Source organism: Janthinobacterium svalbardense (assembly GCF_002327145.1).
Classification (GTDB): domain Bacteria; phylum Pseudomonadota; class Gammaproteobacteria; order Burkholderiales; family Burkholderiaceae_D; genus Janthinobacterium; species Janthinobacterium tructae.
The window spans coordinates 5,644,228-5,667,658 of the sequence record NZ_CP023422.1 but is presented as its reverse complement, the minus strand read 5'-3'; the positions used below and the strand labels follow the sequence as shown (position 1 = coordinate 5,667,658).

Here is a 23,431-nt window from a genome sequence, read left to right as displayed (position 1 = left end):
CAGAATGTCATTTTATTCATGTTTATTCATTTTTCCGCGTGTGGTTCCGACATATTCTTCATTTAATCTTAATGTTGAGCCGGTAAATAAATCGGGGTCTCTCATTCAAGCGACGAGGGATTACGCTACACTGCGCGGATTTTTATGCAATGTAGTATATTCCACGTGATTTTATTATTTAATTGAATGTAAAGGATATACGGGATGAATCTGTCAACGATGACGATGCTGGAATTGCGCAAGCTGGAAGATAATGTGAAGCAGGAATTGAACAGCCGCGAGCGCGAAGATTTGAACAAGGCGCGCGAACAGATCATGGCCATCGCGCAGCAAGCGGGCATTCCGCTGAAACAGCTGATACTCGATGGTATGCACCCGCGCACGGGCAAAGTCGCGGTACGTTACCGCCATCCTGACAATGCTGCTGAACAATGGACAGGCCGTGGTCGCCAGCCGCTGTGGGTCAAGCGGTGGGTGGAATCGGGCAAGTCCATCGATCTGCTGCGCGTATAATTCGGTATACTCTTGGCGCAGTGGCAAGCTGCCAGCCACGCGCTGTACCTTGCCAGGCACCCTATCGATACCCTTACTTTATAGCGCGCACACCATGCTTCCATTGTCCAGAACGATCTTCAAGGCCTACGATATTCGCGGCATCATCGCCAAAACCCTCGATGCCAGCGTGGCCTACAAGATAGGTCAGGCATTTGGCCAGGCCGCCCTGGCCAAGGGTGAGCAGCGGGTCGTGATCGGCCGCGATGGCCGCCTGTCGGGGCCTGAACTGACGGCGGCGCTGGCGCAGGGCTTGCAAGCGGCAGGCGTCGACGTGATCGACCTGGGCGTGGTGGCCACGCCGATGGTCTACTTCGGCACGAATGTGCTCGACACGCGTTCCGGCATCATGGTCACGGGCAGCCACAATCCACCCGATTACAACGGCTTCAAGATGGTGCTGGCCGGCGAAGCGATCCACGGCGAAGCGATCCAGGCGCTGTACCACAGCATCGTCGCCCACGATGGCAGCGCCAGTACCACGCCAGGAAGCTACACCACCCATGATATCCGCGCCGCCTACCTGCAGCGCATCCTGGGCGACGTCAAGCTGGCGCGCCCGATCAAGATCGCCGTCGACTGCGGCAATGGCGTGGCCGGCGCATTTGCCGGCGACCTGTTCCGCGGCATGGGCTGCGAGGTCATCGAATTGTTCTGCGACGTCGATGGCAATTTCCCCAACCACCATCCGGACCCGGCGCATCCGGAAAACCTGCAAGACCTGATCCGCTGCCTGGCCGAGACGGATGCGGAAATTGGCATCGCCTTCGATGGCGATGGCGACCGCCTGGGCGTGGTCACCAAGGATGGGCAGATCATCTACCCTGACCGCCAGATGATGCTGTTTGCCGCCGACGTGCTGACCCGCCATCCGGGCGCGCAAATTCTGTACGACGTGAAATGCACGCGCCACCTGGCGCCGTGGATCAGCAAGCATGGCGGCGTGCCGCTGATGTACAAGACTGGTCACTCGCTGGTAAAAGCCAAGTTGCGCGAAACTGGCGCACCCCTGGGCGGCGAAATGAGCGGCCATATCTTCTTCAAGGACCGCTGGTACGGTTTCGACGACGGCATGTATTCGGCCGCGCGCCTGCTGGAAATCCTGACACGCGAAGCCGATCCTTCGGCCCTGTTGAACTCTCTGCCGCAGTCCGACAGCACGCCGGAACTGCACCTGGAACTGCAGGAAGGCGAGAACGTCGCGCTGATGGACATGCTGCGCCGCGACGCCGTCTTCCCCGGCAATGAACAGATCATCACCATCGATGGCTTGCGCGTGGAATACGCGGACGGCTTCGGCCTGGCCCGTTCGTCGAACACCACGCCGGTGATCGTCATGCGCTTCGAGGCGGAAACGCCGGCAGCCCTGGCGCGTATCCAGGGACAGTTCAAGAGCGTGATCCTGGCAGCCAAGCCTGACGCCGTTCTGCCGTTCTGACAGCATGGCCGGTCAACCTGGCGCACAGGCGCCCTTGAAAATCCTGCTGGTGCGGGTATCTTCTCTGGGCGACGTGCTGCATAACCTGCCGATGGTGGCGGACATCGCACGCCATTTCCCGAACGCGACCATCGATTGGGTGGTCGAGGAGGGCTACACCAGCCTGGTGCGTCTGAACCCGCGCGTGGGTACCATCTTCCCGTTTGCGCTGCGGCGCTGGCGCAAGAGCCTGGGCAAAAAAGAGACGCGCGCGGAAATCGCCGCCTTCTTCCGCAGCCTGCGCCAGACGCGTTACGATTACGTGTTCGATACCCAGGGCTTGCTCAAGACGGGCATCATCATGGGCGCCGCGCGCCTGGCGCCGGGCGGACAGAAGGTCGGCCTGGCGAATGGCAGCGAAGGCTCGGGCTACGAAGGTATCTCGCGCATCTTTCACACGAAAAGCATTCCCCTCGACCCGCGCACGCATGCGGTAGCGCGCGGCCGCCTGGTGGCTGCTGCGGCACTCGGCTACACGCTCGATACGCCGGCCGATTTCGGCTTGCCGGCAGTGTCAGGCAGCGAGCCGCGCCCGGACTGGATGGGCGAGGCGCCATACTGCGTGTATTTCCACGGCACGGCGCGCGACGCCAAGAAATGGGCGCCGGAAAACTGGATCGCCCTGGGCCATGCGCTCGCGCCCATGCCGATTTTGCTGCCCTGGGGCTCGCCCAAGGAAAAGGCCGAAGCAGAAGTGCTGGCGGCCGGCCTGCCGCATGCGCGCGTGCTGCCGAAGCTGTCGATGGGCGATGCCACCTTGCTGGCGCGCCACGCGGCGCTGGTGGTCGGCGTCGATACGGGCCTGACGCATATCGCCGCCGCCTTTGTGCGTCCGACGGTGGAAATCTATGCCGATTCGCCGCTGTGGAAAACGGAAGGCAACTGGTCGCCGAAAATCATCAACCTGGGCGACAAGGGCGCGCCGCCCGGCGTGCCGGAAGTGCTGGCCGCGGCACAGCGCCTGCTGGCCGAGTATCCTCCCGCCTGACGTCTACCGCCTGACTTCAACATTAAACAATCATGCGACTTCTTTATACCCTTGCCTGGTGGCTGGCTTTGCCCCTGGTGCTGGCGCGGCTGTGGCTGCGCGGACGCCAGGAACCGGGCTACCGGCAGCACTGGGGCGAGCGCCTGGGATTTTACCCTCGCCAGCTGGCACCTGCACCAGCCACGCTCTGGCTGCACGCCGTCTCCGTCGGCGAGACGCGCGCGGCCGAGCCGCTGATCGATGCGCTGCTGGCCGCATGGCCTGATTGCCGCATCGTTCTCACGCACATGACGCCCACAGGGCGCGCGACCGGTAAAACCCTGTTCGCCAAACATGGCGCGCGCCTCGTGCAAAGCTACCTGCCGTACGACACGGGCGCCATGCCTGCCCGTTTCATCCGTCACTTTGCGCCGCGCATCTGCATCCTGATGGAGACGGAAGTGTGGCCGAACCTGATCCACCAATGTAATCGTCATGGCGTGCCGGTGGTGCTGGCCAATGCGCGCCTGTCACAGCGTTCGCTGGGCAAGGCGCAGCGCCTGGGCAAGCTCATCACCGATGCGGCGCGCGGCATCACCCTGGTGGCGGCGCAGACGCAGGACGATGCCGAGCGCGTGCGCCTGCTGGGCGTGCAGGAGGTGGTGGTTACGGGCAGCATCAAGTTCGATGTCGTCGTGCCCGCGGCGGCGCTGGCGACGGGGGCAGCGCTGCGCGCCGCCATCGGTGCGCGGCCCGTGCTGCTGTGCGCCAGCACGCGCGAAGGCGAAGAGCAATTGATCCTCGATGTGTATACCCGCGCCGGATTGCCCGCCAACGTGCTGTTGCTGATCGTGCCGCGCCATCCGCAGCGCTTCGACGAGGTGGAAAAAATGATCGTCGCGCATGGTCTGGCCGTACAGCGCAGGTCCGGCCTGGCGCAGGACGATGCCGTCGCGGCGGGCACGCAGGTGCTGCTGGGCGACTCGATGGGCGAGATGTTTGCGTATTACGCGGCCTGCGATTGCGCCTTTGTCGGCGGCAGCCTGCTGCCACTGGGCGGGCAAAACCTGATCGAGCCGGCGGCCCTGGGCAAACCCGTGCTGATCGGCCTGCACACCTTCAATTTCGCGCTGGTGACCGAACAGGCGATCACCGCCGGCGGTGCCGCGCGGGTGGCGGACGCCGACGCGCTGATGGCGCAAGCGTCTGCCTTGCTGCAGGATCCGGTGCGTTTATCGTCGATGGGAGAAAAGGCGCTGGCTTTCGCGGCGCAGCACCGTGGTGCCACGCCGCGCACGGTCGCCGCCATCAAGACCCTGCTGCCCGTTTAATTGAACAAGACGGGGAGTTCCTGCGAGCGTTTTCTGAGCGCCTGCTTGGCGCCATCGTAATCGGGATAGATCGATTCCACGGTGGCCCAGAAGCGGGGGCTGTGGTTCATTTCCAGCAGGTGCGACAGTTCATGCGCCACCACGTAGTCGATCAGCGGCAGGGCGAAGTGGATCAGGCGCCAGTTCAGGCGGATCTTGCGCTCGATGGTGCAGCTGCCCCAGCGCGTGCCGGCCGACGACAGCGATAGCGAGTCGTAGCGCACGCCCAGCTTGTCCGCATACAGGTCCAGCCGCGCTTCGAACAGCTGGCGCGCCTCGTGCTGGAACCAGCCCTTCACTTTGTCCTTCAACTGCTGCTCGCTGCCCGTGGGCGTGACCCATACGTGCAGCTCATTCGTCTCGCGCTGGAAGCTGGCGCGGTGGCGCGGCGCCTGGTGCAATCGTAATGTGATCTCGCCACCGAGGTAGGGCAGCGCGGCGCCATCGACCCATGCCACGGGCGGACGCTGCTGGCGCTGCACCTTGCGCTCGCCCCGTTCCAGCAGCTTCGAGACGATCCAGCCTTGCTTGGCGCGGATGGCATTGTCGATTTCGGCCAGGGTGACGCGCTTGGGCGCGGTCACGCGCAAGCCGTTATCGTCGATCATGAAACCGATGGAACGGCGCGTTGAGCGGCGCAGTGCGAATTCGACCAGGTGGCTGCCCAGCTGCAGTTGACGCAGCGGAGGGCCATCGGCAGGGCGCGGCGGGGACGGCAGGGGCGACGGGGCGGGGCGAACGATGGGTGGCGCGGGTGCCACTAGCGGTGCTGCCACGGGCGGCGCTGGCGGTGCCGTGGGGCGCACCGCCGGGGGCGTGCTGGTCGAGACGTCATGCGCGAACAGATCCAGTTGCTGGTCGCCGACCTTGATGCTCTTCATCTGCTGGCGCAGGGTCGGCTCCTGGATGACCGCGCTGATGCCGTCTAGCCAGCGTTGTAGGCGTGAGGCGAAATGACGCGCATTTCTGATTCTATCCAATTTTCCACCTGTTGCATCATGCTGTCCGGGGTGTGCCCTTCCGGCGAAATCGGTTTGCCTATCGAGACGGTGATCAGTCCCGGACGTTTGAGGAATGACTGCTTGGGCCAGCATTCGCCTGAATTATGCGCAATCGGCACCACCACGGCGCCCGTGGCAATGGCCAGGCGCGTGCCACCGCTCTTGTACTTGCCCGCCTGGCCCACGGGGATGCGGGTGCCTTCCGGGAACATGATAATCCATTGGCCGTCGGCGAGGCGGCGCTTGCCATGCGCGACGACGCTCTTGAAGGCGTGCTTGCCTTGTTTGCGGTCGATGGGGATCATGCGCAGCAGCGCCATGGCCCAGCCAAAGAAGGGGATGTACAGGATCTCCTTCTTGAACACATACACCAGCGGACGGGGAAGGCTGGGCAGCAGGAAGATGGTTTCCCAGGCCGACTGGTGCTTCGACAGCACGATGGCCGGCGCATCCGGGAAGTTCTCGGCGCCCTTGACTTCATAGCGGATGCCGCAAATGACCTTGGCGCACCACAGGATAAACACGTTCCAGCGCGAGGTGACCCAATAGCGCTTGTTGTAGCTCAATGGCGCGGCAAAAAAACACACGCAGGCCCAGACGATGGTGGCCACGATCATGATGGTCATGAACAGCAGGGATCGCAGGAACAGGGAAATATTACGCAATGCGGTTCTCCGAAAATTAGATACTGAATGCCACGGTGGGCGCTGGCGCCGCTGGCGCCTTGAGCAGGTGGCTGACCACGGCGGCCAGGTCGGGGAAGACCTGGGTACCGGGTGGCAGGCCACCGGTTTCATTGGTTTTTTCGCCCTTGCCCGTCAACACCAGGTAGGGCACGCAGCCGCTGATGAAACCTGCCTGCAGGTCGCGCAGCGAATCGCCAACGGTGGGCACGCCTTTCAGGCTGGTGTTGTAGCGCTTCGAGATTTCATGGAACATGCCCGGTTTCGGCTTGCGGCAGTCGCAATTGTCCGCGCCTGCGTGCGGGCAGAAGAAGATGGCGTCGATGTCGGCGCCCACCTGCTGCGCCAGGGTGTGCATCTTCTGGTGGATCGCGTTCAGCACCGTCATGTCGAAGTACTCGCGCGCGATGCCCGACTGGTTCGAGGCGACGACGACGCGATAGCCTGCCTGATTCAGGCGGGCGATCGCTTCGAGCGAACCGGGAATCGGCAGCCATTCGGCCGGCGACTTGATGAAGTCCGGCGAGTCATGATTAATGACGCCGTCGCGGTCGAGAATAATCAGTTTCAGCGCCGGCGTGCCCATTATGCCGCCAGCTTGGAAATGTCGGCCACGCGGTTCATCATGCCGTGCAGCGACGACAGCAAGGCCAGGCGGTTGTTGCGCAGGGCGACATCCTCGGCCATCACCATCACGTCGTTGAAGAAGCCGTCGACGTCGTCGCGCAGCTGCGCCAATGTTTGCAGGGTGCTGGTGAAGTCGCCCTTGGCGAAGGCTGCGTCGACTTCCGGCTGCACGCGCGAGACGGCGGCGGCGAGTTTTTTCTCCGCTTCGTCCTGCAGCAGCGCCACGTTCACGCCACTGTCGGCAACCAGCTTGAGCGCTTCCTCGTTCTTTTTCAGGATGTTGGTGATGCGCTTGTTGGCGGCGGCCAGCGAGGCGCTTTCCGGCAGGGCGGCAAACGCCTGCACGGCTTCCAGGCGCTGCACGATGTCGTCCAGGCGATCGGGGTTTTGCGCCACGACGGCTTCGATTTCATTCGGCGAGAAACCGCGTTCGCGCAGGATGCCGCGCAGGCGCTCGAGCATGAAGGTGGTCACATCCGCGACCGGGTCCTTGAAGCCGGGAATGGCTGCGAATTGCGCGGCGGCGTCCGCCAGCAAGCCCTGGATCGACAATGGTAAACGCTTTTCCAGCAGCATGCGCAGCACGCCCAGCGCATGGCGGCGCAGCGCGAACGGGTCCTTGTCGCCCGTGGGCGCCAGGCCGATGGCCCAGATGCCGACCAGGGTTTCGAGCTTGTCGGCCAGGGCCACGGCGGTGCCGGTGGCGGTCGATGGCAGGCTGTCGCCGGCAAAGCGCGGCTGATAGTGCTCGGAAGCGGCCAGCGCCACTTCTTCCGGCTCGCCATCATGGCGCGCGTAATACGTGCCCATGATGCCTTGCAGCTCGGGGAATTCGCCCACCATGTCGGTCAGCAAATCAGCCTTGGCCAGCAGTGCGCCACGTTCGGCCAGGGCCACGTCGCCCCCCAATTTTGCCGCGATGGCGCCGGCCAGCGACTTGACGCGCTCTGTGCGTGCCGCCTGCGTGCCCAGCTTGTTGTGGTAGACGACATTGGCCAGCAGCGGCAGACGCGATGCCAGGGTCTTCTTCTTGTCTTGCTCGAAGAAGAACTTGGCGTCGGACAGGCGCGGGCGCACGACGCGCTCGTTGCCGCCGATGATGTGTTCTGGCGTGTCCGTCTCGATGTTGGAGACGATCAGGAAGCGCGAGCGCAGCTTGCCTTCGCTGTCGGTCAGGGCGAAGTATTTTTGATTTGTCTGCATGGTGAGGATCAGGCATTCCTGCGGCACGGCCAGGAATTCTTCCTCGAAGTGGCACTCATACACGACCGGCCATTCGACCAGGGCGGTCACTTCATCGAGCAGCGCTTCTGGCATCAGCACCTGGTCGGCACCGGCCTTGTCCAGCAACTGGGCGCGGATGCGCTCCTTGCGTTCCTCGTTGCTGGCGATGACGCTGGCGTTGAGGATCAGCGAGGCCGCATAGTTTTCCGAGTGCGCGATGGTGATCGGTGCACCGTCGGTGAGGAAGCGGTGGCCCAGGGTGGTGCGGCCGGCCGTCAAGCCCAGCAGGGTCAGAGGCAGCACGTTGATGCCGTGCAGGGCGAGCAGGCTGTGGGCCGGGCGCACGAATTGCACGGTGGTGCCATCCGGGCGCTGATAGCTCATCAGTTTTGGAATCGGCAGCTTGGCGGCCGATTCCGTCAATGCCGCCTGCGCGCCAGCGGCGAGCTGGCTGCCCGGCGCCGTGTAGGTATAGAAGAAGCTTTCGGCCTTGCCGTCGACGGCGCGTTCCAGCTCCGCTACCGTCAGGTCGGGGAAGCCCAGCGCGGCCAGTTTCTTGGCCAGCGGCGGCGTGCCGTTGCCGTTCGCGTCCAGCGCCACGGAGACGGGCAAGACTTTTTCGCGGATGGATTTATCGGGCGAGACTTCGCGCACGTTGGTGATGGAGACGGCCAGGCGGCGCGGCGAGGCGTAGCTGGTGGCGACGCTGTCGGCTTCCAGGAAGTCGCGCGCTTTGAGGCCATTGACGATGCCGGCGGTGAAGGCGGCGCCCAGTTTGGCCAGCGCTTTCGGCGGCAGTTCTTCGGTCAGCAGTTCGATGAGCAGTGTTTGGTTCATGGTGTTCTTGTCTGGTACGGCGGTGTATGAGCTAGGCGATCAAGCGGCGGCGGGTTGGTCTGCGGCGGGCAGCATCGGGAAACCGAGGCGCTCGCGCGAGTCGTAATACGCTTGCGCCACCAGGCGCGACAGGGTGCGCACGCGGCCGATATAGGCGGCGCGTTCCGTCACCGAAATGGCGCCACGCGCATCTAACATGTTGAAGCTGTGCGAAGCCTTCATGATCTTCTCGTAGGCGGGCAGGGTCAGTTGCAGCTCGATCAGGCGCTTCGCTTCCGCTTCGTAGTTGCCGAACTGTTCGAACAGCAGGTCCGTGTTCGCGTGCTCGAAGTTGTAGGTCGATTGCTCCACTTCGTTCTGGTGGAAGACGTCGCCGTAGGTCAGTTTTTTCGTGATGCCGTTCTCTTCCCACTCGGTCCATACCAGGTCATACACGTTTTCCACGCCTTGCAGATACATGGCCAGGCGTTCGATGCCGTAGGTGATTTCGCCCAGCACCGGCTTGCAATCGAGGCCGCCCACTTGCTGGAAGTAGGTAAATTGGGTCACTTCCATGCCGTTCAGCCAGACTTCCCAGCCCAGGCCCCAGGCGCCCAGGGTCGGGCTTTCCCAGTCGTCTTCGACGAAGCGCACGTCATTCTGCTGCAAGTCCAGGCCCAGGGCGGCCAGCGAACCCAGATACAGATCGAGGATGTTTTCCGGCGCGGGCTTCAAGACCACCTGGTACTGGTAGTAGTGCTGCATGCGGTTCGGGTTCTCGCCATAGCGGCCATCCTTCGGACGGCGCGACGGCTGCACATACGCGGCGCGCCAGGGTTCCGGGCCGATCGCGCGCAGGAAGGTGCCGGTGTGGAAAGTGCCGGCGCCGACTTCCATGTCGTAAGGCTGGAGCAGGGCGCAACCTTGCTTGTCCCAATAGGTTTGCAAGGTCAGGATAATTTGTTGAAATGTGAGCATCGTATGAGTTCGCCGCGCGGGAGGCTGCGCTTTGTTAAGGTTTGCTTGAAGCCCGCACGCTGCTAACAAGCGCGTGCGGGCCGGGATTTTGCTAATTTTAGCGGTTTTTACGGGCCCACTGTGACTCTTCGGGCAATATCGGCCGCTTATTGCTGCGCAGCGCGGGCACGGCGCGCGGCGCGCGACAGCAGGAAGGCCGTCAGCAAGGCCAGCGCGGCCAGGGCCAGCACCAGTTTATTGTCATACAGAATGTATGGCGTCATGCCGCCCATGCCTTGTACCTTGGCCGCCAGGGTGGCTTGCTGTTCCGGCGGCAGCAGGCTTTGCACCACGCCCTTGCCGTCGATGACGGCGGTGGCGCCCGTGTTCGTCGAGCGCAGCATGGGGCGGCCCGTTTCCAGGCTGCGCATCTGCGAAATTTGCAGATGTTGCGGGATGGCGATCGAGTCGCCAAACCAGGCCAGGTTCGAGATATTCAACAGCACCGAGGCCGATTGCTTGCCATTGCGGTGAGCGCTGGCCAGTTGGCCGGCGATTTCTTCGCCAAACAAGTCTTCGTAGCAGATATTCGGCAGCACCAGCTGGTCGCGCACGGGCAAAGGCGCTTGTACTTCCGCGCCGCGGCCCATGTCGCCCAGCGGGATGGCCATCATGGCGACAAACCAGTGCAGGCCGGGCGGCACGAATTCGCCGAACGGTACCAGATGGTGCTTGCGGTACTGATAGTACGGACCCGGCGTGCCGTTGGGCGTGATGCCCACGGCCGCATTGTAGAAGCGCTGCTGTTCGTCGAGCACGGGCATGCCGAGCAAAATCGTGCTGCCCGTCTGCTGCGCGTACGTACCCAGGCTATCCAGATAGCCTGGCGGCAGCTGGTGCGGCAGCACGGTGACGGCCGTTTCCGGCGTGGCGATCAGGTCGGCCGGCGCGCTGGTGATGGCGCTCTGGTACATCTGCAGGGCGCCCAGCACGAAGCCGGGGTCGAATTTCTGCTGCTGCGGCACATTGCCCTGCAATAGGCGCACCGTGATCGCGCGTCCGACCGGATGGGTCCAGTTCACGTATTGCAAGCCAACGCCGGCCGCATACAGCGCGATGACGCCGCCCAGCGCTAACCACCGCGTGCGGTGCAGGGGGTGGACTAGCAGCAGCAGGGCACCGGCCGACAGCGCCGCCAGCCAGCCCAGGCCATACGACCCGACGATGGGGGCAAAGCCGCCCAGCGGGCTGGCATTGTGGGCGTAGCCCGTGGCCAGCCACGGGAAACCCGTAAATAGCCAGCCGCGCGTCCATTCGAACAGCGTCCAGGTAGCCGGCAGCACCAGCAGGGTCATGGCGGGCAGGGACAGCACCCAGCGCTGGCGCAGCCAGGCCGCCGCGCCCATGGCCAGGGCCACGTAAATGGCCATCAAGAGGGCCAGCAAGGCCACGGCGATGGCGGCGATCGGTGCGGCCATGTCGCCATAGCGGTGCATGGAGATATACAGCCAGTGCGTGCCGGCCGCGCACCAGCCGAAGCCATAGGCCCATCCGATCAGCGCGCCGGCCTTGACGTTTGCCGCGCGCAGCACCTGGTAGAACAGCACGCCCAGGCTGAGGATTTGCAATGGCCAGTAGCCGAAAGGGGCGAACGCCAGCACCGCGACGGCACCGGCAACGGCGGCAGTCAGCATGCGCGCCCACGTGCTGCGGGGCGGTTTGGCGGGGGCGTTGGGATCCAAGCGTCTGAAACGCATTTACAGCACGCGCATGTCAGAGTTCCAGTTCCGGCACGTTGGGCAGGCGCTCGACGAGCAGCACGTGCACCTGGCGCGCATCGGCGCGCAGCACTTCGAAGCGCAGATTGCCCAGGTCGAAGATATCGCCCTTGTGCGCCATGCGGCCCAGGTACTTCGAGACCAGGCCGCCGATGGTGTCGACGTCGTCGTCCACCAGGTGGCTGCCCACCTCTTCGTTGAACTGTTCGATCTCGGTCAGCGCCTTGACGCGCCAGCGGGGGCCGAACTGGCCTTCCTTGAGCGAGAGGATGTTGTCCTCGGCTTCGTCGAAGTCGTATTCGTCCTCGATATCGCCGACGATCTGTTCCAGCACGTCTTCGATTGTGATCAGGCCGGCGACGCCGCTGTATTCATCGACGACGATGGCCATGTGATTGTGGTTGGCGCGGAAATCGCGCAGCAGCACATTCAGGCGTTTCGATTCGGGGATGAAGATGGCGGGGCGCAGCATGTCGCGCACGTCGAAAGTTTCTTCTGCGTAATAACGCAGCAAGTCTTTCGCCAGCAGGATGCCGATGACCTTGTCGCGCTCGCCTTCGATCGCGGGGAAGCGCGAGTGGGCGGTGGACAGGACTTCCGGCATCCATTCCTCGATCGGCTTGCTGATGTCGATGACATCCATTTGCGAACGGGGAATCATGATGTCGCGCGCACAGAGATCCGATACCTGAAACACGCCTTCGATCATCGACAGGGCGTCGGCGTCGATCAGCTTGCGTTCATGCGCATCGTGTAGAACATCGAGCAATTCTGCACGGTTCTCTGGCTCGGGGGATATGAGTGCGGTCAGGCGTTCAAACAGTGACCGGTGGGGCTTGACGTCAGTTCTGACGCCACTAGGGTGCTCGGGCATAGTAGGCGTGAGCCGTTGTTGCGAAGGGATATAGGATACACCAAAAGTGGGGGAATACCGGATTTCCCCGCTTTTGATGCAAATTTAATACGTTGAAGTGCGGCGTTGCCCGACGTTTCAGGCGTCCTGGCCCAGCACGCGGCCGCGCAAGGCCGCCACGTCCGCCAGCCAGTCCGTGAAATGCTCGCTGTCCTGCCACAGCTGGCGCAGTTCCGACGACTCGGCCACGATCTTGTCCAGCGCCTGGCGCGCCTTTTCCAGCAGCGGCGGCGTGACTTTCTTCTTGCAGGCGGCCACCCATTCGTCCACTTCCGCCGTGGCCGGGTCGTTTTCTCCCGGCTTGCCTTGCAGGCGCGCGATCACTTCCAGCGCGGCCAGCGCCTCGGCGGCGAACGGCGCTTCGAGTTCCGCCTCCTGGCTGTCGATGACGTTGTCGAGCGTCGTCTCGACCAGTTCCAGGGTTTTGTATTCGTGCAGATCCTGCGCCCAATCCATGGCGTAGTCGTTGCCGAAGGCATCCAGTGCCCAGGTTCCCATAGTTGTCCTTGCGTAGTTGTGCGATGGTGCTATTGTGGCATGCCCTGGCTGCTGGCCACCACCTGTTCGCGCAGCCAGCGCAAACCCGCATCGTGCTCGCTGCGCGGATGCCAGGCCAGCGACAGATCCAGCGCCGGCACGCTCAATGGCAAATCAAACGTGTCGAGCTGGCCTTCAAAGCGCTCCAGGAAGCGTGACGGCAGCGTACAGACCAGGTCCGTGGCCGCCAGCATCGGCGGCACCAGGTTGTACTGGGCCACGGCGATCAGTACGCTGCGCGTGCGGCCTTGCTGCGCCAGTTGTTCATCCATGAAGGCATGGAAGCTGCCATTGGTCGAGACGACGATATGGCGCAGCGCGCAATAGCTGTCCAGGTCCAGCGGCCCGGTGCCGCGCGGATGGCCCTTGCGCTGCGCCATGCGGTGTTCGACCAGCAGTACCGGGCTCTTGTCCAGGGTGGCGGGGACAAAGCGGCTGCCACCGACCAGCAGGTCGATCTCGCCGCGTTCCATCTGCCCGGCCAGCTGTGCCGGTTCGGGCGTGCGGAACGCCAGCTTCAAGCCTGGCCCGCCGAACGCCGCAACCTGCTGCACCACCGGCAGCATCAGCATCAGCACGGCGTTGTCGTTGCCGGCGATATGGAAGGTACGCTCGGCCGTGCGCGGATCGAACGGCGGCGCATCGCGGCGCACGGCTTGCCCCAGCATCGCCAGCGCCGTACGTAGCGGCGCCTGCAATTGAAGCGCGCGCGGCGTGGCCAGCATGCCGCGCCCGGAATCGGCCGGCACCAGCAGGGCGTCGTCGAACAGTGCGCGCAGCCGGGCCAGCTGGGCCGACATGGCGGGCTGGCTCAGATGCAGCCGGGCGGCCGCGCGCGTCACGTGTTTTTCTTCCAGCAGCACGTCGAGCGATACCAGCAGGGGCAGGTCGACACCGCGAATATCCAGCATTTGGATGGCTCCAATTCAAATAATCAATTTCATTTATGTGTCGGGAAGGAGTCTACTGCCGTATCACCATTTTTGAAAGAGATTCCATGTTTGCCATCAAACCCCTGGCCGCGCTGCTTGCCGGCCTGACGTTATCCCATGCGGCGTTGGCCGCCGCCCCATTTGATCAGACGCCGGCACCCGGCATCTACCGCATGATGCTTGGCCAGTTCCAGGTCACGGCGCTGTCCGACGGCACCGTCACCATCCCGCTCGACAAGCTGCTGACCGAGATCAAGCCCGCCGCGCTGGCCGCCAGCCTGCGCGCGGCACATTTGCAGCCGATGACGGAAACCTCGATCAATGCCTTCCTGATCAATACCGGCAAGCAGCTGGTGCTGGTCGATACGGGCGCGGGCGACCTGTTTGGCCTGCCGATGGGCGCGCAGGCGGGCCGCTTGCAGCGCAGCCTGCGCAATGCCGGTTACGCACCCGAACAGATCGATGCGGTGCTGCTCACGCATATCCATGCCGACCATTCTGGCGGCCTGTCGCACGATGGCCAGCGGCTGTTCCCGAATGCGCATGTGTATGTGGACCGTCAGGACAGCGACTTCTGGCTGAACCGGGCCAACCAGGCCAGTGCCGCCGAAGGCCAGCGCCACGGTTTTGACGAAGCGCAGGCCATGCTGGCGCCGTATGTGGCGGCCGGCAAGCTGACCCCGTTCCAGGGCGGCGCCGAGATCGTGCCCGGTATCCGCGCGGTGGTCGCCCATGGCCACACGCCTGGCCACAGTTACTATGCGGTGGAAAGCGGCGGGCAAAAACTGCTGCTGCTGGGCGACATGCTGCATGCGGGCGCGGTGCAGTTTGCGCACCCGGGCACCACCATCCGTTTCGATGTCGATGCGGCCATGGCGAAAGCGCAGCGCGCCGGCGAGATGGCCGATGCGGCGAAAAACGGTTACTGGGTCGGCGCGGCGCATCTGAGTTTTCCCGGCATCGGCCATATCGCCAGGGATGAGAAGGGCGACGGCTACCGCTGGCTGCCTGCCAATTACAGCGCCTGGTGATGCCGTAAAAAAGCCGGCGCGTGCCGGCTTTGCGATTACTTCTGGTCCGCGTACGGGTCGCTGATGCCCAGCGTCGCCAGGATCTCGGTCTCCAGCCCCTCCATCTCGGCCGCTTCCTCGTCATCCATGTGGTCGTAGCCCTGCGCATGCAGCACGCCGTGCACGATCAGGTGGGCCGTGTGCTCGTCCACGCTTTTCTTTTGTTCCGCCGCTTCCTTTTCCAGCACGTCCGTGCACAGGATGATGTCGGCGCGCGTCGGCTCGTCGTCATTCAATTCTTCGCCTTCGTTGTAGGCAAAGGTCAGCACATTGGTGGCGTAATCCTTTTCGCGGTAGTCGCGGTTCAAGGTACGGCCTTCTTCGGCGTCGACGAAGCGGATGGTGAGTTCGGCGGGCGCAAACAGAGCCGCCTTGACCCAGCGGCGCACTTTGGGCCGCGTGATCAGGGTTTCCAGGCGGGCGTCCGGGTATTGCACGGACAAGGACAGTTTATTTTTTTCGGACATTTTTGGCGGCAGCTGGTGTCAATAAAGGAAGTAACTGGGCGGCGCTGGCGCCGGCCGCTTGCGCCGTTTCATACGCATCGACGATGCGCGCGACGAGCGGATGGCGCACCACGTCGCTGCTGTTAAATTGCGTAAAGCCGATGCCGCGCACGTCTTTCAGCACGTGCACGGCGTCGATCAGGCCGCTTGTCTGGCTCTTGTGCAGGTCGACTTGCGTCACGTCGCCCGTCACCACGGCCTTGCTGCCGAAGCCGATGCGCGTCAAAAACATCTTCATCTGTTCGACGGTGGTGTTTTGCGCTTCATCGAGGATGACGAAGGCGTGGTTCAGGGTGCGCCCGCGCATGTAGGCCAGCGGGGCGATCTCGATCACCTGTTTCTCAAACAGTTTTTGCGTGCGGTCAAAGCCCAGCAAATCGTACAACGCGTCGTACAGGGGCCGCAAATACGGGTCGACCTTTTGCGCCAGGTCGCCCGGCAGGAAGCCCAGGCGCTCGCCCGCTTCAACGGCGGGGCGCGTCAGGATGATGCGCTTGACGGCGTCGCGTTCGAGCGCGTCGACGGCGCAGGCGACGGCCAGATACGTTTTACCGGTACCGGCCGGACCCACGCCGAAGCTGATGTCGTGTTCGAGGATGTCGCGCAGGTAGGCGATCTGGTGCGGCGTGCGCCCGCGCAGGTCGCTGCGCCGCGTTTTCAGCACGGGGCTGGCGATGTCCGGCTCGACGAAGGTGCTGGCAGGCGCGTTGACGTGGTGTTCCGAGGCGGCGGACAGGCCTGCGCGCTGTTCCACCAAGGCCAGCTGCACTTCTTCCAGCGGCACGACCTTGTTGGCGATGGCGTAGAACTGGTCGAGGATTTCCACGGCCCGTTCGGCATTGCTGCCGCCGACGATGAATTTCTCGCCGCGGCGGAAGATCGTCACGTCGAGGGCGGCGGAAATCTGGCGCAGGTTTTCATCGAGCGGCCCGCACAGATGCGCCAGGCGCGTGTTGTCCAGCGGCTCGGGGATGAAGTAATGCGGCTGTATCGGGGCTTTGGTTTTCAACTGGCTCTTTTCAATGCGGAAGCGCCGGCGACGAGTTCGCCGCGCAGGGTGTAGGAATGGCTTTCGGTGATGCGCACGTCGACCAGCTGGCCGATCAGTTGCAAGCCGTTCGGGCCGGCGTCGAAATTGACGACGCGGTTGTTTTCCGTGCGGCCTTGCAGTTCACTGTCATCGGTGTCCTTCTTCGAACGGCCTTCGACGAGGATGGTTTGCACGCTGCCCACCATGGCCAGGCTGTATTTGCGCGTGTTGGCGTCGATGGCCGCCTGCAGCTGCTGCAAACGGGCCAGTTTCATTTCATGCGACGTATCGTCTGCCAGGCTGGCCGCCGGCGTGCCGGGGCGCTTGCTGAAGATGAAGCTGTAGCTGTTGTCAAACCCCACGTCGGCGATCAGCTTCATCATGGCGTCGAAGTCGGCCTGCGTCTCGCCAGGGAAACCGACGATGAAGTCGGAGGAAATGGCCATGTTCGGGCGCACGGCGCGGATGCGGCGGATGATGGACTTGTATTCGAGGCCCGTGTAGCCGCGCTTCATGGCGCCCAGGATCTTGTCGGAACCGTGCTGCGCCGGCAGGTACAAATGGTCGACCAGCTGCGGGATCTTCGCATAGGCGTCGATCAGGCGCTGCGTGAATTCCTTCGGGTGGCTGGTGACGAAGCGCATGCGCGCGATGCCGGGAATGTCGGCCACGTATTCGAGCAGCAGGGCGAAGTCGGCAATGTCTCCGCCTTCCATCGCGCCACGGTAGGCGTTCACGTTCTGTCCCAGCAGGGTGATTTCCTTGACGCCCTGGGCAGCCAGGCCCGCCACTTCCGTCAGCACGTCTTCGAAGCGGCGCGACACTTCCTCGCCGCGCGTGTAGGGCACGACGCAATAGCTGCAATATTTGCTGCAGCCTTCCATGATGGAAACAAACGCCGACGCGCCGTCCACCTTGGCTGGCGGCATGTGGTCGAATTTTTCGATTTCCGGGAAGCTGATGTCGACCTGCGAGGCGCCGCTGGAACGGCGCAGTTCGATCATCTGCGGCAGGCGGTGCAGGGTTTGCGGGCCGAAGACCATGTCGACATACGGCGCGCGCTTGACGATGGCGTCGCCTTCCTGCGAGGCCACGCAGCCACCCACGCCGATCAGCAGGTGCGGCTTGGCCAGTTTCAGCTCGCGCAGACGGCCCAGGTCGGAAAACACTTTTTCCTGTGCCTTTTCGCGTACGGAGCACGTGTTGAGCAGGATCACATCGGCATCTTCCGGCGTGTCGGTGCGCACCAGGCCGTCGGAAGCGCCCAGTACGTCGGCCATCTTGTCCGAGTCGTACTCGTTCATCTGGCAGCCGAAGGTTTTAATGAATACTTTTTTCTGCATGGAGTCGGATGCTTATCGGTAAATGTGGCGGCAAGTAAGTGAGACAACTAAGTGGGACAACTAAGTGTGGCGGCAAATAAGCCGGGCAGGGGGCTTGTGCCGTGCGCCGCTCGGGGCGGGAGGCGGTGTATCACCGGCCGGGCGCCTCTGGCTGCCCGCTGGCAGGCTCGCTGCAAGTTCAGGCCATAGTTTAGCGTAAATCGCCGGGACGGGCCATGTTGTGCTGAGCATGCCGACAAGATTGCAGCCTAAATACGGCGCCCGGCACGGCGATGCCGCAGAGCACTTATTGCCGTGCGACACCATTGATTTGTAACAAGTTGCTGCAAAGCCTTGTGTGCGGCCGCTGGCATCCTAATGTGTTGAAATAGCATCGTTGGCAAGCCAACTAGCAGCTTGATTGATATTTAACAATCAGGAAGTTTGCGCGAGGCGCAGATGCCGCCTGTTTGGACTAGTATATTGCTTTATATGCAATTCATTTCAGTGGGTTGCAGTGCATGTACTCACGCGGCAAGCTGCGCACGTTGGCTGTGCGAGTCCTGTGCAGGCAGTGCGACAAGGAGGGAAGGCGGAGGGGAGGCTGAATTCGATGGAAAGACGTTTATTTAAACACTCTAAGCCAGCCTTAAGTTCGTATCGGCATTCTTTGAACATTCACTAGACGAGGAAAAATCATGGCACATCATGCATTAGCATCGCAAGAGAGTTACAACCCGAATCACCTGCTGGATATTCTGCTGAGCAAGATGCAGCTGAAAAACGACGCAGCCCTGTCGCGCTTGCTAGAAGTGGCGCCACCTGTCATCAGCAAGATCCGCCATCACCGCTTGCCGGTCGGCGCCTCGCTGCTGATCCGCATGCACGAAGTGACGGGCATGAGCATCCGTGACCTGCGCGATTTGATGGGCGACCGCCGCACCAAATATCGTCTGTCTGACGCCCAGGGCCGTCCAAAAGCGGAAGACCGCGGCGATGCGCAAGAATCGAATTACGCGCACTGATGTGGCGGTTGCACGCTGACTGTGCCGCTTGCGTCACTGCTGGCGGCAACAGGCTGGTGTGGACCGGGCAGCATGGAGACACCGCAGTACCCATAACGGCTTTCGCTTCGCGGCGAGAGCCGTTGGCATTTGGCGCAGCGTTTAGCTCAGCAGTGCCGAGGTAATTTCGTCGTAGCGCAACTCCGTTTCGCGGAACAGTTGCAGATACGTTTCTTCGCTCAGGCCCAGCGCATCCCAGGCCACCGGCGAGACGCGCGGCACCATGTCGTCGCCCGCCTGCGCCAGGTCGAGCGCACAGACGATGGCATTGGCGACGTGGATCAGCGCTGCCAGGAAACCGGCCCCTGGCGTTTCCGGCTGCAGGTAGTTGGCCAGCGCCAGGCGCATGGTGTCGGAAAAATTCCAGTGTTCGGCCAGTGCCACGCCTGCCTGCACGTGGTCCACGCCCAGCACGGCCCGCTCCGCTTCGAGCAGGCTGCAATCGTGCGCTGCCTGGTGCACGATGACTTGCGCGTAGTGTGCGGGAAAGCTGCTGACCAGCACCAGGCGACCGATGTTATGCAGCAAGCCGGCCGTGAAGGCGTAATCCTGGTTGAAGCGGATCTGCCGCGCCAGCACCTTGGCGCATCCGGCCGTCGCTACCGAATGGCGCCAGAAGGCCTTGTCGTCGAAGCCGGGGCAGCGCCCTTCCGGGAAGCAGCCCGTGATGGCGGCCGAGGTGATCAGGCTGCGCGTGGTCTGGAAACCCAGATAGGTGATCGCCTGCTGGATGGTGGTGGCCTTGACTTGCAAGCCATATTGCGAGGAGTTGGCCAGGCGCAGGGTTTTCGCCGTCAGCGCCTGGTCGTATGAGACTTTTTTCGCCAGCACGGAAATATCGACGTCTTCCTGGTCTATGCTGTTGAGCAGCTCCATGACGACGGCGGGCAAGGAAGGCAGGTCATCGAGGTGGGCGACGATATCGTCGAGCGTCAGCTGGGTGCTCATGCTGGCTCTCCCGTGCCCAGGCGATATTGCGTGACATAGTTGCGCAGCAAGGTCGTGGCCGCGTCCTCGGGATCGTCCGGATTCAGCTTGCGGAACAGGTAGGCCAGCCGTTCGCTATCGGCCGCCTGCTGCGCGGCCACTACCTCTGGCGAAGGGGGCGGCGCCTGGATCGGCAGCATGGCGATGCCGTGGCGCGGCATCAGGGACAGCATGTTTTCCGTCAGTACCGCGCCTTGCGGCAACAGCACTTGTCCATGCGCGTCGAGCAAGACATCCGACAAGATCATGCCAGGACGAACTTGTTCCAGTGGTAGATGTTGATGCGTGACCGCCATGACGACTCCTTAGATGATTGCGGGATATTACCATTGCCATGACGCAATGTCTCAACCTGTATCAAGGTCCCTGTCTAAAGTGGAAATACTGTAAATCTTGCCAATAAGCATGTCATACCGTACATTTGATACAGGCAGTTGCATTGCTGACGTATCTGCGCCCGCGCCGCGGGCCGGCGGCTGGCCTGGCCCTGGGAGTGTTGATCGATGGTGAGTATCCAAGTCCGGCTGACCCTGCTTTTTGTCGTGATCGTCACCTTGGTGCTGGGTATTTCCGGCAGCTATACACAATATACCTTAAGCAAGGAACTTGAATCGGGCAGCGCGCGCCTGCGCAGCGGCGTGCTCACGCGCTTGCAAACGAGCTTGCCTTCGGCCCTGTGGGACCTCGATAAATCCAAGGTCGACAGCATTGTCGCGGCCGAAATGCTGCCGCCGGAACTGGTCGGCATCCGCGTCTACGACGCTTCCGTGGGCCTGTTCGCGGGGGAAGTGCGCGACGCGGCCGGCACCCTGGTGCCGTTGACCTCCGACGTGGCCATGGGCGGCACGCCCGTCGAGGCGCCGCTGGTGTTCCGCGATGCCGTGGCGGCGGCCACGGGCGGCAAGCCGGTGATCGTCGGCAAGGTCATCGTCAATTTCAGCCGCGCGCAGATCGATGCGGCCCTGCGCGGCGAAGTGCGGCGCAAGGTGCTGGAAGTATTACTGCTTGACATCATCCTGGTGGGTGCCCTGGCGCTGAGCCTGCGCATCGTCTTCGGTCCCTTGAAACAGTTGCGCGACGGCTTGATCGACCTGGCCACGCGCGGCAGCGACGAGGTCGAAGAACTGCCGGAAAACCGGCGCGACGAACTGGGCGACGTGATCCGCGGCTTCAATGCCGTGCAGCGCAAGCTCAAGTCCATCATCGAGGGCAGCCGCGAGGCGGAAGACATGGCACGTCGCTCGCAGCAGGAGACGGCGCAGGCGATGGACGAGCTGCGCCGCGCGCAGGAATCGTTGCTGCAGTCGGAACGCCTGGCCTCGCTGGGCAGCCTGGTGGCCGGCGTGGCGCACGAAATCAATACCCCGGTCGGCATTGCGCTGACCAGCGCCTCGGTGCTGAAGGAAGCTACCGATCACATCAGCGCAGCGGTGGCCGGCGGCAGCGTGAAGAAAACCGATATCGTGCGCTACCTGGAAACGGCCGGCGAGAGCGCACGGCTGATCATGAACAATGCCTATCGCGCCGCGCACCTGATCCACAGCTTCAAGCAGATCGCCGTCGACCAGGTCAGCGAGGCGCGCCGTTTGTTCGAATTGCGCGACTATATCGGGGAAGTGATCTCGAGCCTGCAGCCGACCCTGAAAAAGACGCGCATCAGCATCGATATCGATTGCCCGCCTGACATCATGCTTGACAGCTATCCGGGTGCGCTGGCGCAGGTGCTGACCAACCTGGTCTTGAACTGTGTCGAGCATGCCTTCGATGCGGACACTGTCGGCAACATCCATATCGGCGTGCGTCGCGACGGCGAGTGGATCGCCATGCAGGTGCGCGATAACGGGCGCGGCATCGCGCCCGACATGCTTGACCGCGTGTTTGACCCGTTTGTCACCACGCGGCGGGGGCAGGGCGGCACGGGACTGGGCTTGAATATCGTGTTCAACTTGATTGCCAAGCAGTTTGGCGGCACCATCACGGTCAGCAGCACGCTGGGACAGGGCGCAACATTCCTGCTGCGCCTGCCCACGGTGACGCCGTTGCCGGACAGCACCAGCAGCCCGGCATAGGCAAGGAGAAGAGATATGGCACAGCTAGAAAACAGTCAGCAAGTGGCGCTGCTGCGCGGGATCAATGTGGGGCGCGCCAAGCGCGTGGCCATGGCCGACTTGCGCAAGCTGCTGGGTGACCTGGGTTTTGCGCAGGTACGCACGGTACTCAACAGCGGCAACGTGGTGTATGACGGTGGCGCGGTGGCGCCGGCCGAGGCTGCTGCCCGCATCGAGGAAGCGCTGGTGCTGAAACTGGGCGTGGCGGCCCGGGTGACGGTGCTGTCGGCCAGCCAGTTTGCCGAACTGATCGAACAAAACACCCTGGCGCCGGCGGCCGATGCGGCCCGTCTGCTGACCTTGGTGCTGAATAATTCGGCCGATATCCAGCGCCTGGCGCCGCTCTTGCAGCGGCCGTGGCAGCCGGAAGCGCTGGCGCTGGGGCGATGGGCCGCGTATGCCTGGTGTCCCGATGGCGTGCTGGCCAGCAAGGTGGTGGCGTCACTGGGCGCGCTGCTGGGCGATGGCGTCACCTCGCGCAACTGGGCCACCATGCAAAAATTACATGCGTTGCTGAACGGGCCCGAGGTGGCAGCCACCTCGGCCAAGGAGCACTGATGCCTGCCATCGCGACGCCATGAACTGGGATATCGTCAAGGGCGTGCTAATCCTGCTGCTCGCCGTCAGCGCGCTGGGCACGGCCTTCGTGCTCATGTCCGCCTCGGGCCCGGACAAGGCGGGCTGCATCGCGCGCGCCCTGAAGTCGGGTACTCCGGTGGGCAATATCGAAAGGGTGTGCCGCTTGCTGGACAAGTAAAAAAATTCCGCACCAGGCGTAATGCCGTTCAGTTAAGCTGTCCGACGCATTGAAAGGCAAAGGTGTCAGGTGTAAAAACGTCAAAATGGCGGGCCGGAGACGCGAGCCCGAGAAAATGCCGATGGCGGCGTTGCAGCTCCTCGCCGTACATGCGTACTGTCTTCGTCGCTGCGCCTTGCCCTCGACATTTTTCAGGCTCGCTTGGCCCGGTACACCTGTGCGGGTGACTGGGGCTTTAATCCGTTTTGCAGCTCTACTGGTCGCGTAGGGGCGCTATCTGAACTGCATTACCGCACCAGGCGGAATTTTTTTGACGTAGCGGCATCGGTCGCCGAAATAAGGTCAGCCATCGAATTTTTCCTGTTTTTCACCGTGCATGCTCAATGCCAGCAAACCCAGTCCCACCAGCAACATCGAGACCATGCTCGCTTCGGGCACGGGCGGCGGCACGTTCGGCTGTTGTACGGCAGGCGTGGCGGCGGCGGTGGGGGGCGCCAGTGCGCTTTGGCGCGTACCGGCGTTGAGCCAGCGCGGGGTCGCATTGAGCGTCGAGTGCTGCGTCAGCAGGCGTGCATACGGCAAGTCCGGCGTTTCCCAGGTGGGATTGTCCGTCATGTTGTTGAAAGCGAGACTGTCGTCGCTCACGGCGGGCGCGCTGGCGGCCACATTGCCGGCATACGCCGACAGCGCCAGCACGGCCACGCATAGCGGCTGAAAAATCTTCATCGTTGACTCCCTGGTTCACCGCGCGGC

The 23,431-nt window shown here is 63.0% G+C and carries 24 protein-coding genes; 9 read left to right on the top strand and 15 right to left on the bottom strand.

Annotated elements, in window-relative coordinates; all coding sequences use genetic code 11:
• Window positions 1-204: 204 nt before the first annotated feature.
• The 4 genes from CNX70_RS25255 to waaA all read left to right on the top strand — a co-directional run bounded on the left by CNX70_RS25255 (window position 205) and on the right by waaA (window position 4,327).
• Window positions 205-513, top strand: coding sequence for an H-NS histone family protein (locus CNX70_RS25255; protein WP_096237800.1), 309 nt, complete (start codon window positions 205-207; stop codon window positions 511-513).
• Window positions 514-607: 94 nt separating this feature from the next.
• A complete protein-coding gene (locus CNX70_RS25250; RefSeq protein ID WP_096237799.1) occupies window positions 608-1,990 on the top strand; it encodes a phosphomannomutase/phosphoglucomutase in 1,383 nt (460 codons plus the stop codon).
• Between the two features lie 4 nt (window positions 1,991-1,994).
• Window positions 1,995-3,017, top strand: a complete 1,023-nt coding sequence (gene waaC / locus CNX70_RS25245; RefSeq protein ID WP_096237798.1) for a lipopolysaccharide heptosyltransferase I — start codon at window positions 1,995-1,997, stop codon at window positions 3,015-3,017.
• Between the two features lie 32 nt (window positions 3,018-3,049).
• Complete coding sequence (gene waaA, locus CNX70_RS25240) at window positions 3,050-4,327, top strand: lipid IV(A) 3-deoxy-D-manno-octulosonic acid transferase (RefSeq protein WP_096237797.1); 1,278 nt, start codon at window positions 3,050-3,052, stop codon at window positions 4,325-4,327.
• On the opposite strand, the gene CNX70_RS25235 is transcribed toward waaA, so the two are convergent.
• The 9 genes from CNX70_RS25235 to CNX70_RS25195 form a co-directional block, all read right to left on the bottom strand.
• Window positions 4,324-5,247: a M48 family metallopeptidase gene (locus CNX70_RS25235; RefSeq protein ID WP_096237796.1), complete on the bottom strand. Its 924-nt coding sequence runs from the start codon at window positions 5,245-5,247 to the stop codon at window positions 4,324-4,326. The genes waaA and CNX70_RS25235 overlap by 4 nt on opposite strands.
• 44 nt (window positions 5,248-5,291) lie before the next feature.
• Window positions 5,292-6,032, bottom strand: a complete 741-nt coding sequence (locus CNX70_RS25230) for a lysophospholipid acyltransferase family protein (protein WP_096237795.1) — start codon at window positions 6,030-6,032, stop codon at window positions 5,292-5,294.
• A 16-nt stretch (window positions 6,033-6,048) separates the two neighbouring features.
• Complete coding sequence (gene gmhB, locus CNX70_RS25225) at window positions 6,049-6,636, bottom strand: D-glycero-beta-D-manno-heptose 1,7-bisphosphate 7-phosphatase (RefSeq protein ID WP_096237794.1); 588 nt, start codon at window positions 6,634-6,636, stop codon at window positions 6,049-6,051.
• Complete coding sequence (gene glyS / locus CNX70_RS25220) at window positions 6,636-8,738, bottom strand: glycine--tRNA ligase subunit beta (RefSeq protein WP_096237793.1); 2,103 nt, start codon at window positions 8,736-8,738, stop codon at window positions 6,636-6,638. The genes gmhB and glyS overlap by 1 nt, the downstream gene beginning before the upstream one ends.
• Before the next feature lie 39 nt (window positions 8,739-8,777).
• Entirely contained in the window at window positions 8,778-9,695 is a 918-nt protein-coding gene (glyQ, locus tag CNX70_RS25215) for a glycine--tRNA ligase subunit alpha (protein WP_096237792.1), read from the bottom strand.
• 146 nt (window positions 9,696-9,841) lie between these two features.
• The gene (gene lnt, locus CNX70_RS25210; protein ID WP_096238673.1) at window positions 9,842-11,368 is read right to left on the bottom strand and encodes an apolipoprotein N-acyltransferase; all 1,527 of its coding nucleotides are present in this window, start codon (window positions 11,366-11,368) and stop codon (window positions 9,842-9,844) included.
• 79 nt (window positions 11,369-11,447) lie between these two features.
• Complete coding sequence (locus CNX70_RS25205) at window positions 11,448-12,326, bottom strand: CorC family transporter (protein ID WP_071075558.1); 879 nt, start codon at window positions 12,324-12,326, stop codon at window positions 11,448-11,450.
• 117 nt (window positions 12,327-12,443) lie between these two features.
• Window positions 12,444-12,863: a DUF4259 domain-containing protein gene (locus CNX70_RS25200; protein WP_096237791.1), complete on the bottom strand. Its 420-nt coding sequence runs from the start codon at window positions 12,861-12,863 to the stop codon at window positions 12,444-12,446.
• Window positions 12,864-12,892: 29 nt separating this feature from the next.
• A complete protein-coding gene (locus tag CNX70_RS25195) occupies window positions 12,893-13,813 on the bottom strand; it encodes a LysR family transcriptional regulator (RefSeq protein ID WP_096237790.1) in 921 nt (306 codons plus the stop codon).
• A gap of 86 nt (window positions 13,814-13,899) precedes the next feature.
• On the opposite strand from CNX70_RS25195, the gene CNX70_RS25190 reads away from it, so the two are divergent.
• On the top strand, window positions 13,900-14,865 hold the full coding sequence (locus tag CNX70_RS25190; RefSeq protein ID WP_096237789.1) for an MBL fold metallo-hydrolase: 966 nt from the start codon (window positions 13,900-13,902) through the stop codon (window positions 14,863-14,865).
• A 35-nt stretch (window positions 14,866-14,900) separates the two neighbouring features.
• Here the strand turns inward: CNX70_RS25190 and ybeY are convergent, their stop codons facing one another.
• From ybeY to miaB, 3 genes are read right to left on the bottom strand one after another with little or no spacing between them, the layout of a single operon-like run.
• Complete coding sequence (gene ybeY / locus CNX70_RS25185; protein WP_096237788.1) at window positions 14,901-15,371, bottom strand: rRNA maturation RNase YbeY; 471 nt, start codon at window positions 15,369-15,371, stop codon at window positions 14,901-14,903.
• Window positions 15,355-16,419 carry a PhoH family protein gene (locus CNX70_RS25180; protein ID WP_096237787.1) on the bottom strand — a complete coding sequence of 355 codons (1,065 nt, stop codon included), beginning with the start codon at window positions 16,417-16,419 and terminating at the stop codon, window positions 15,355-15,357. The genes ybeY and CNX70_RS25180 overlap by 17 nt, the downstream gene beginning before the upstream one ends.
• Entirely contained in the window at window positions 16,416-17,783 is a 1,368-nt protein-coding gene (miaB, locus tag CNX70_RS25175; protein WP_096237786.1) for a tRNA (N6-isopentenyl adenosine(37)-C2)-methylthiotransferase MiaB, read from the bottom strand. Before miaB ends, CNX70_RS25180 begins: the two co-directional genes overlap by 4 nt.
• Window positions 17,784-18,460: 677 nt before the next feature.
• Here miaB and CNX70_RS25170 point away from each other — a divergent pair.
• On the top strand, window positions 18,461-18,787 hold the full coding sequence (locus CNX70_RS25170) for a hypothetical protein (protein ID WP_034746769.1): 327 nt from the start codon (window positions 18,461-18,463) through the stop codon (window positions 18,785-18,787).
• Between the two features lie 141 nt (window positions 18,788-18,928).
• On the opposite strand, the gene CNX70_RS25165 is transcribed toward CNX70_RS25170, so the two are convergent.
• On the bottom strand, window positions 18,929-19,774 hold the full coding sequence (locus tag CNX70_RS25165) for an HDOD domain-containing protein (RefSeq protein ID WP_096237785.1): 846 nt from the start codon (window positions 19,772-19,774) through the stop codon (window positions 18,929-18,931).
• Window positions 19,771-20,109 carry a hypothetical protein gene (locus CNX70_RS25160; RefSeq protein WP_244198953.1) on the bottom strand — a complete coding sequence of 113 codons (339 nt, stop codon included), beginning with the start codon at window positions 20,107-20,109 and terminating at the stop codon, window positions 19,771-19,773. Before CNX70_RS25160 ends, CNX70_RS25165 begins: the two co-directional genes overlap by 4 nt.
• Window positions 20,110-20,316: 207 nt before the next feature.
• On the opposite strand from CNX70_RS25160, the gene CNX70_RS25155 reads away from it, so the two are divergent.
• The 3 genes from CNX70_RS25155 to CNX70_RS25145 are packed head-to-tail and all read left to right on the top strand — an operon-like array spanning window position 20,317 to window position 22,678.
• Entirely contained in the window at window positions 20,317-21,882 is a 1,566-nt protein-coding gene (locus CNX70_RS25155; RefSeq protein WP_096237783.1) for a sensor histidine kinase, read from the top strand.
• A 15-nt stretch (window positions 21,883-21,897) separates the two neighbouring features.
• A complete protein-coding gene (locus tag CNX70_RS25150; protein WP_096237782.1) occupies window positions 21,898-22,479 on the top strand; it encodes a DUF1697 domain-containing protein in 582 nt (193 codons plus the stop codon).
• A gap of 19 nt (window positions 22,480-22,498) precedes the next feature.
• The gene (locus tag CNX70_RS25145) at window positions 22,499-22,678 is read left to right on the top strand and encodes a hypothetical protein (RefSeq protein ID WP_096237781.1); all 180 of its coding nucleotides are present in this window, start codon (window positions 22,499-22,501) and stop codon (window positions 22,676-22,678) included.
• Between the two features lie 342 nt (window positions 22,679-23,020).
• On the opposite strand, the gene CNX70_RS25140 is transcribed toward CNX70_RS25145, so the two are convergent.
• Window positions 23,021-23,404, bottom strand: a complete 384-nt coding sequence (locus tag CNX70_RS25140) for a hypothetical protein (RefSeq protein ID WP_096237780.1) — start codon at window positions 23,402-23,404, stop codon at window positions 23,021-23,023.
• Window positions 23,405-23,431: the final 27 nt, after the last annotated feature.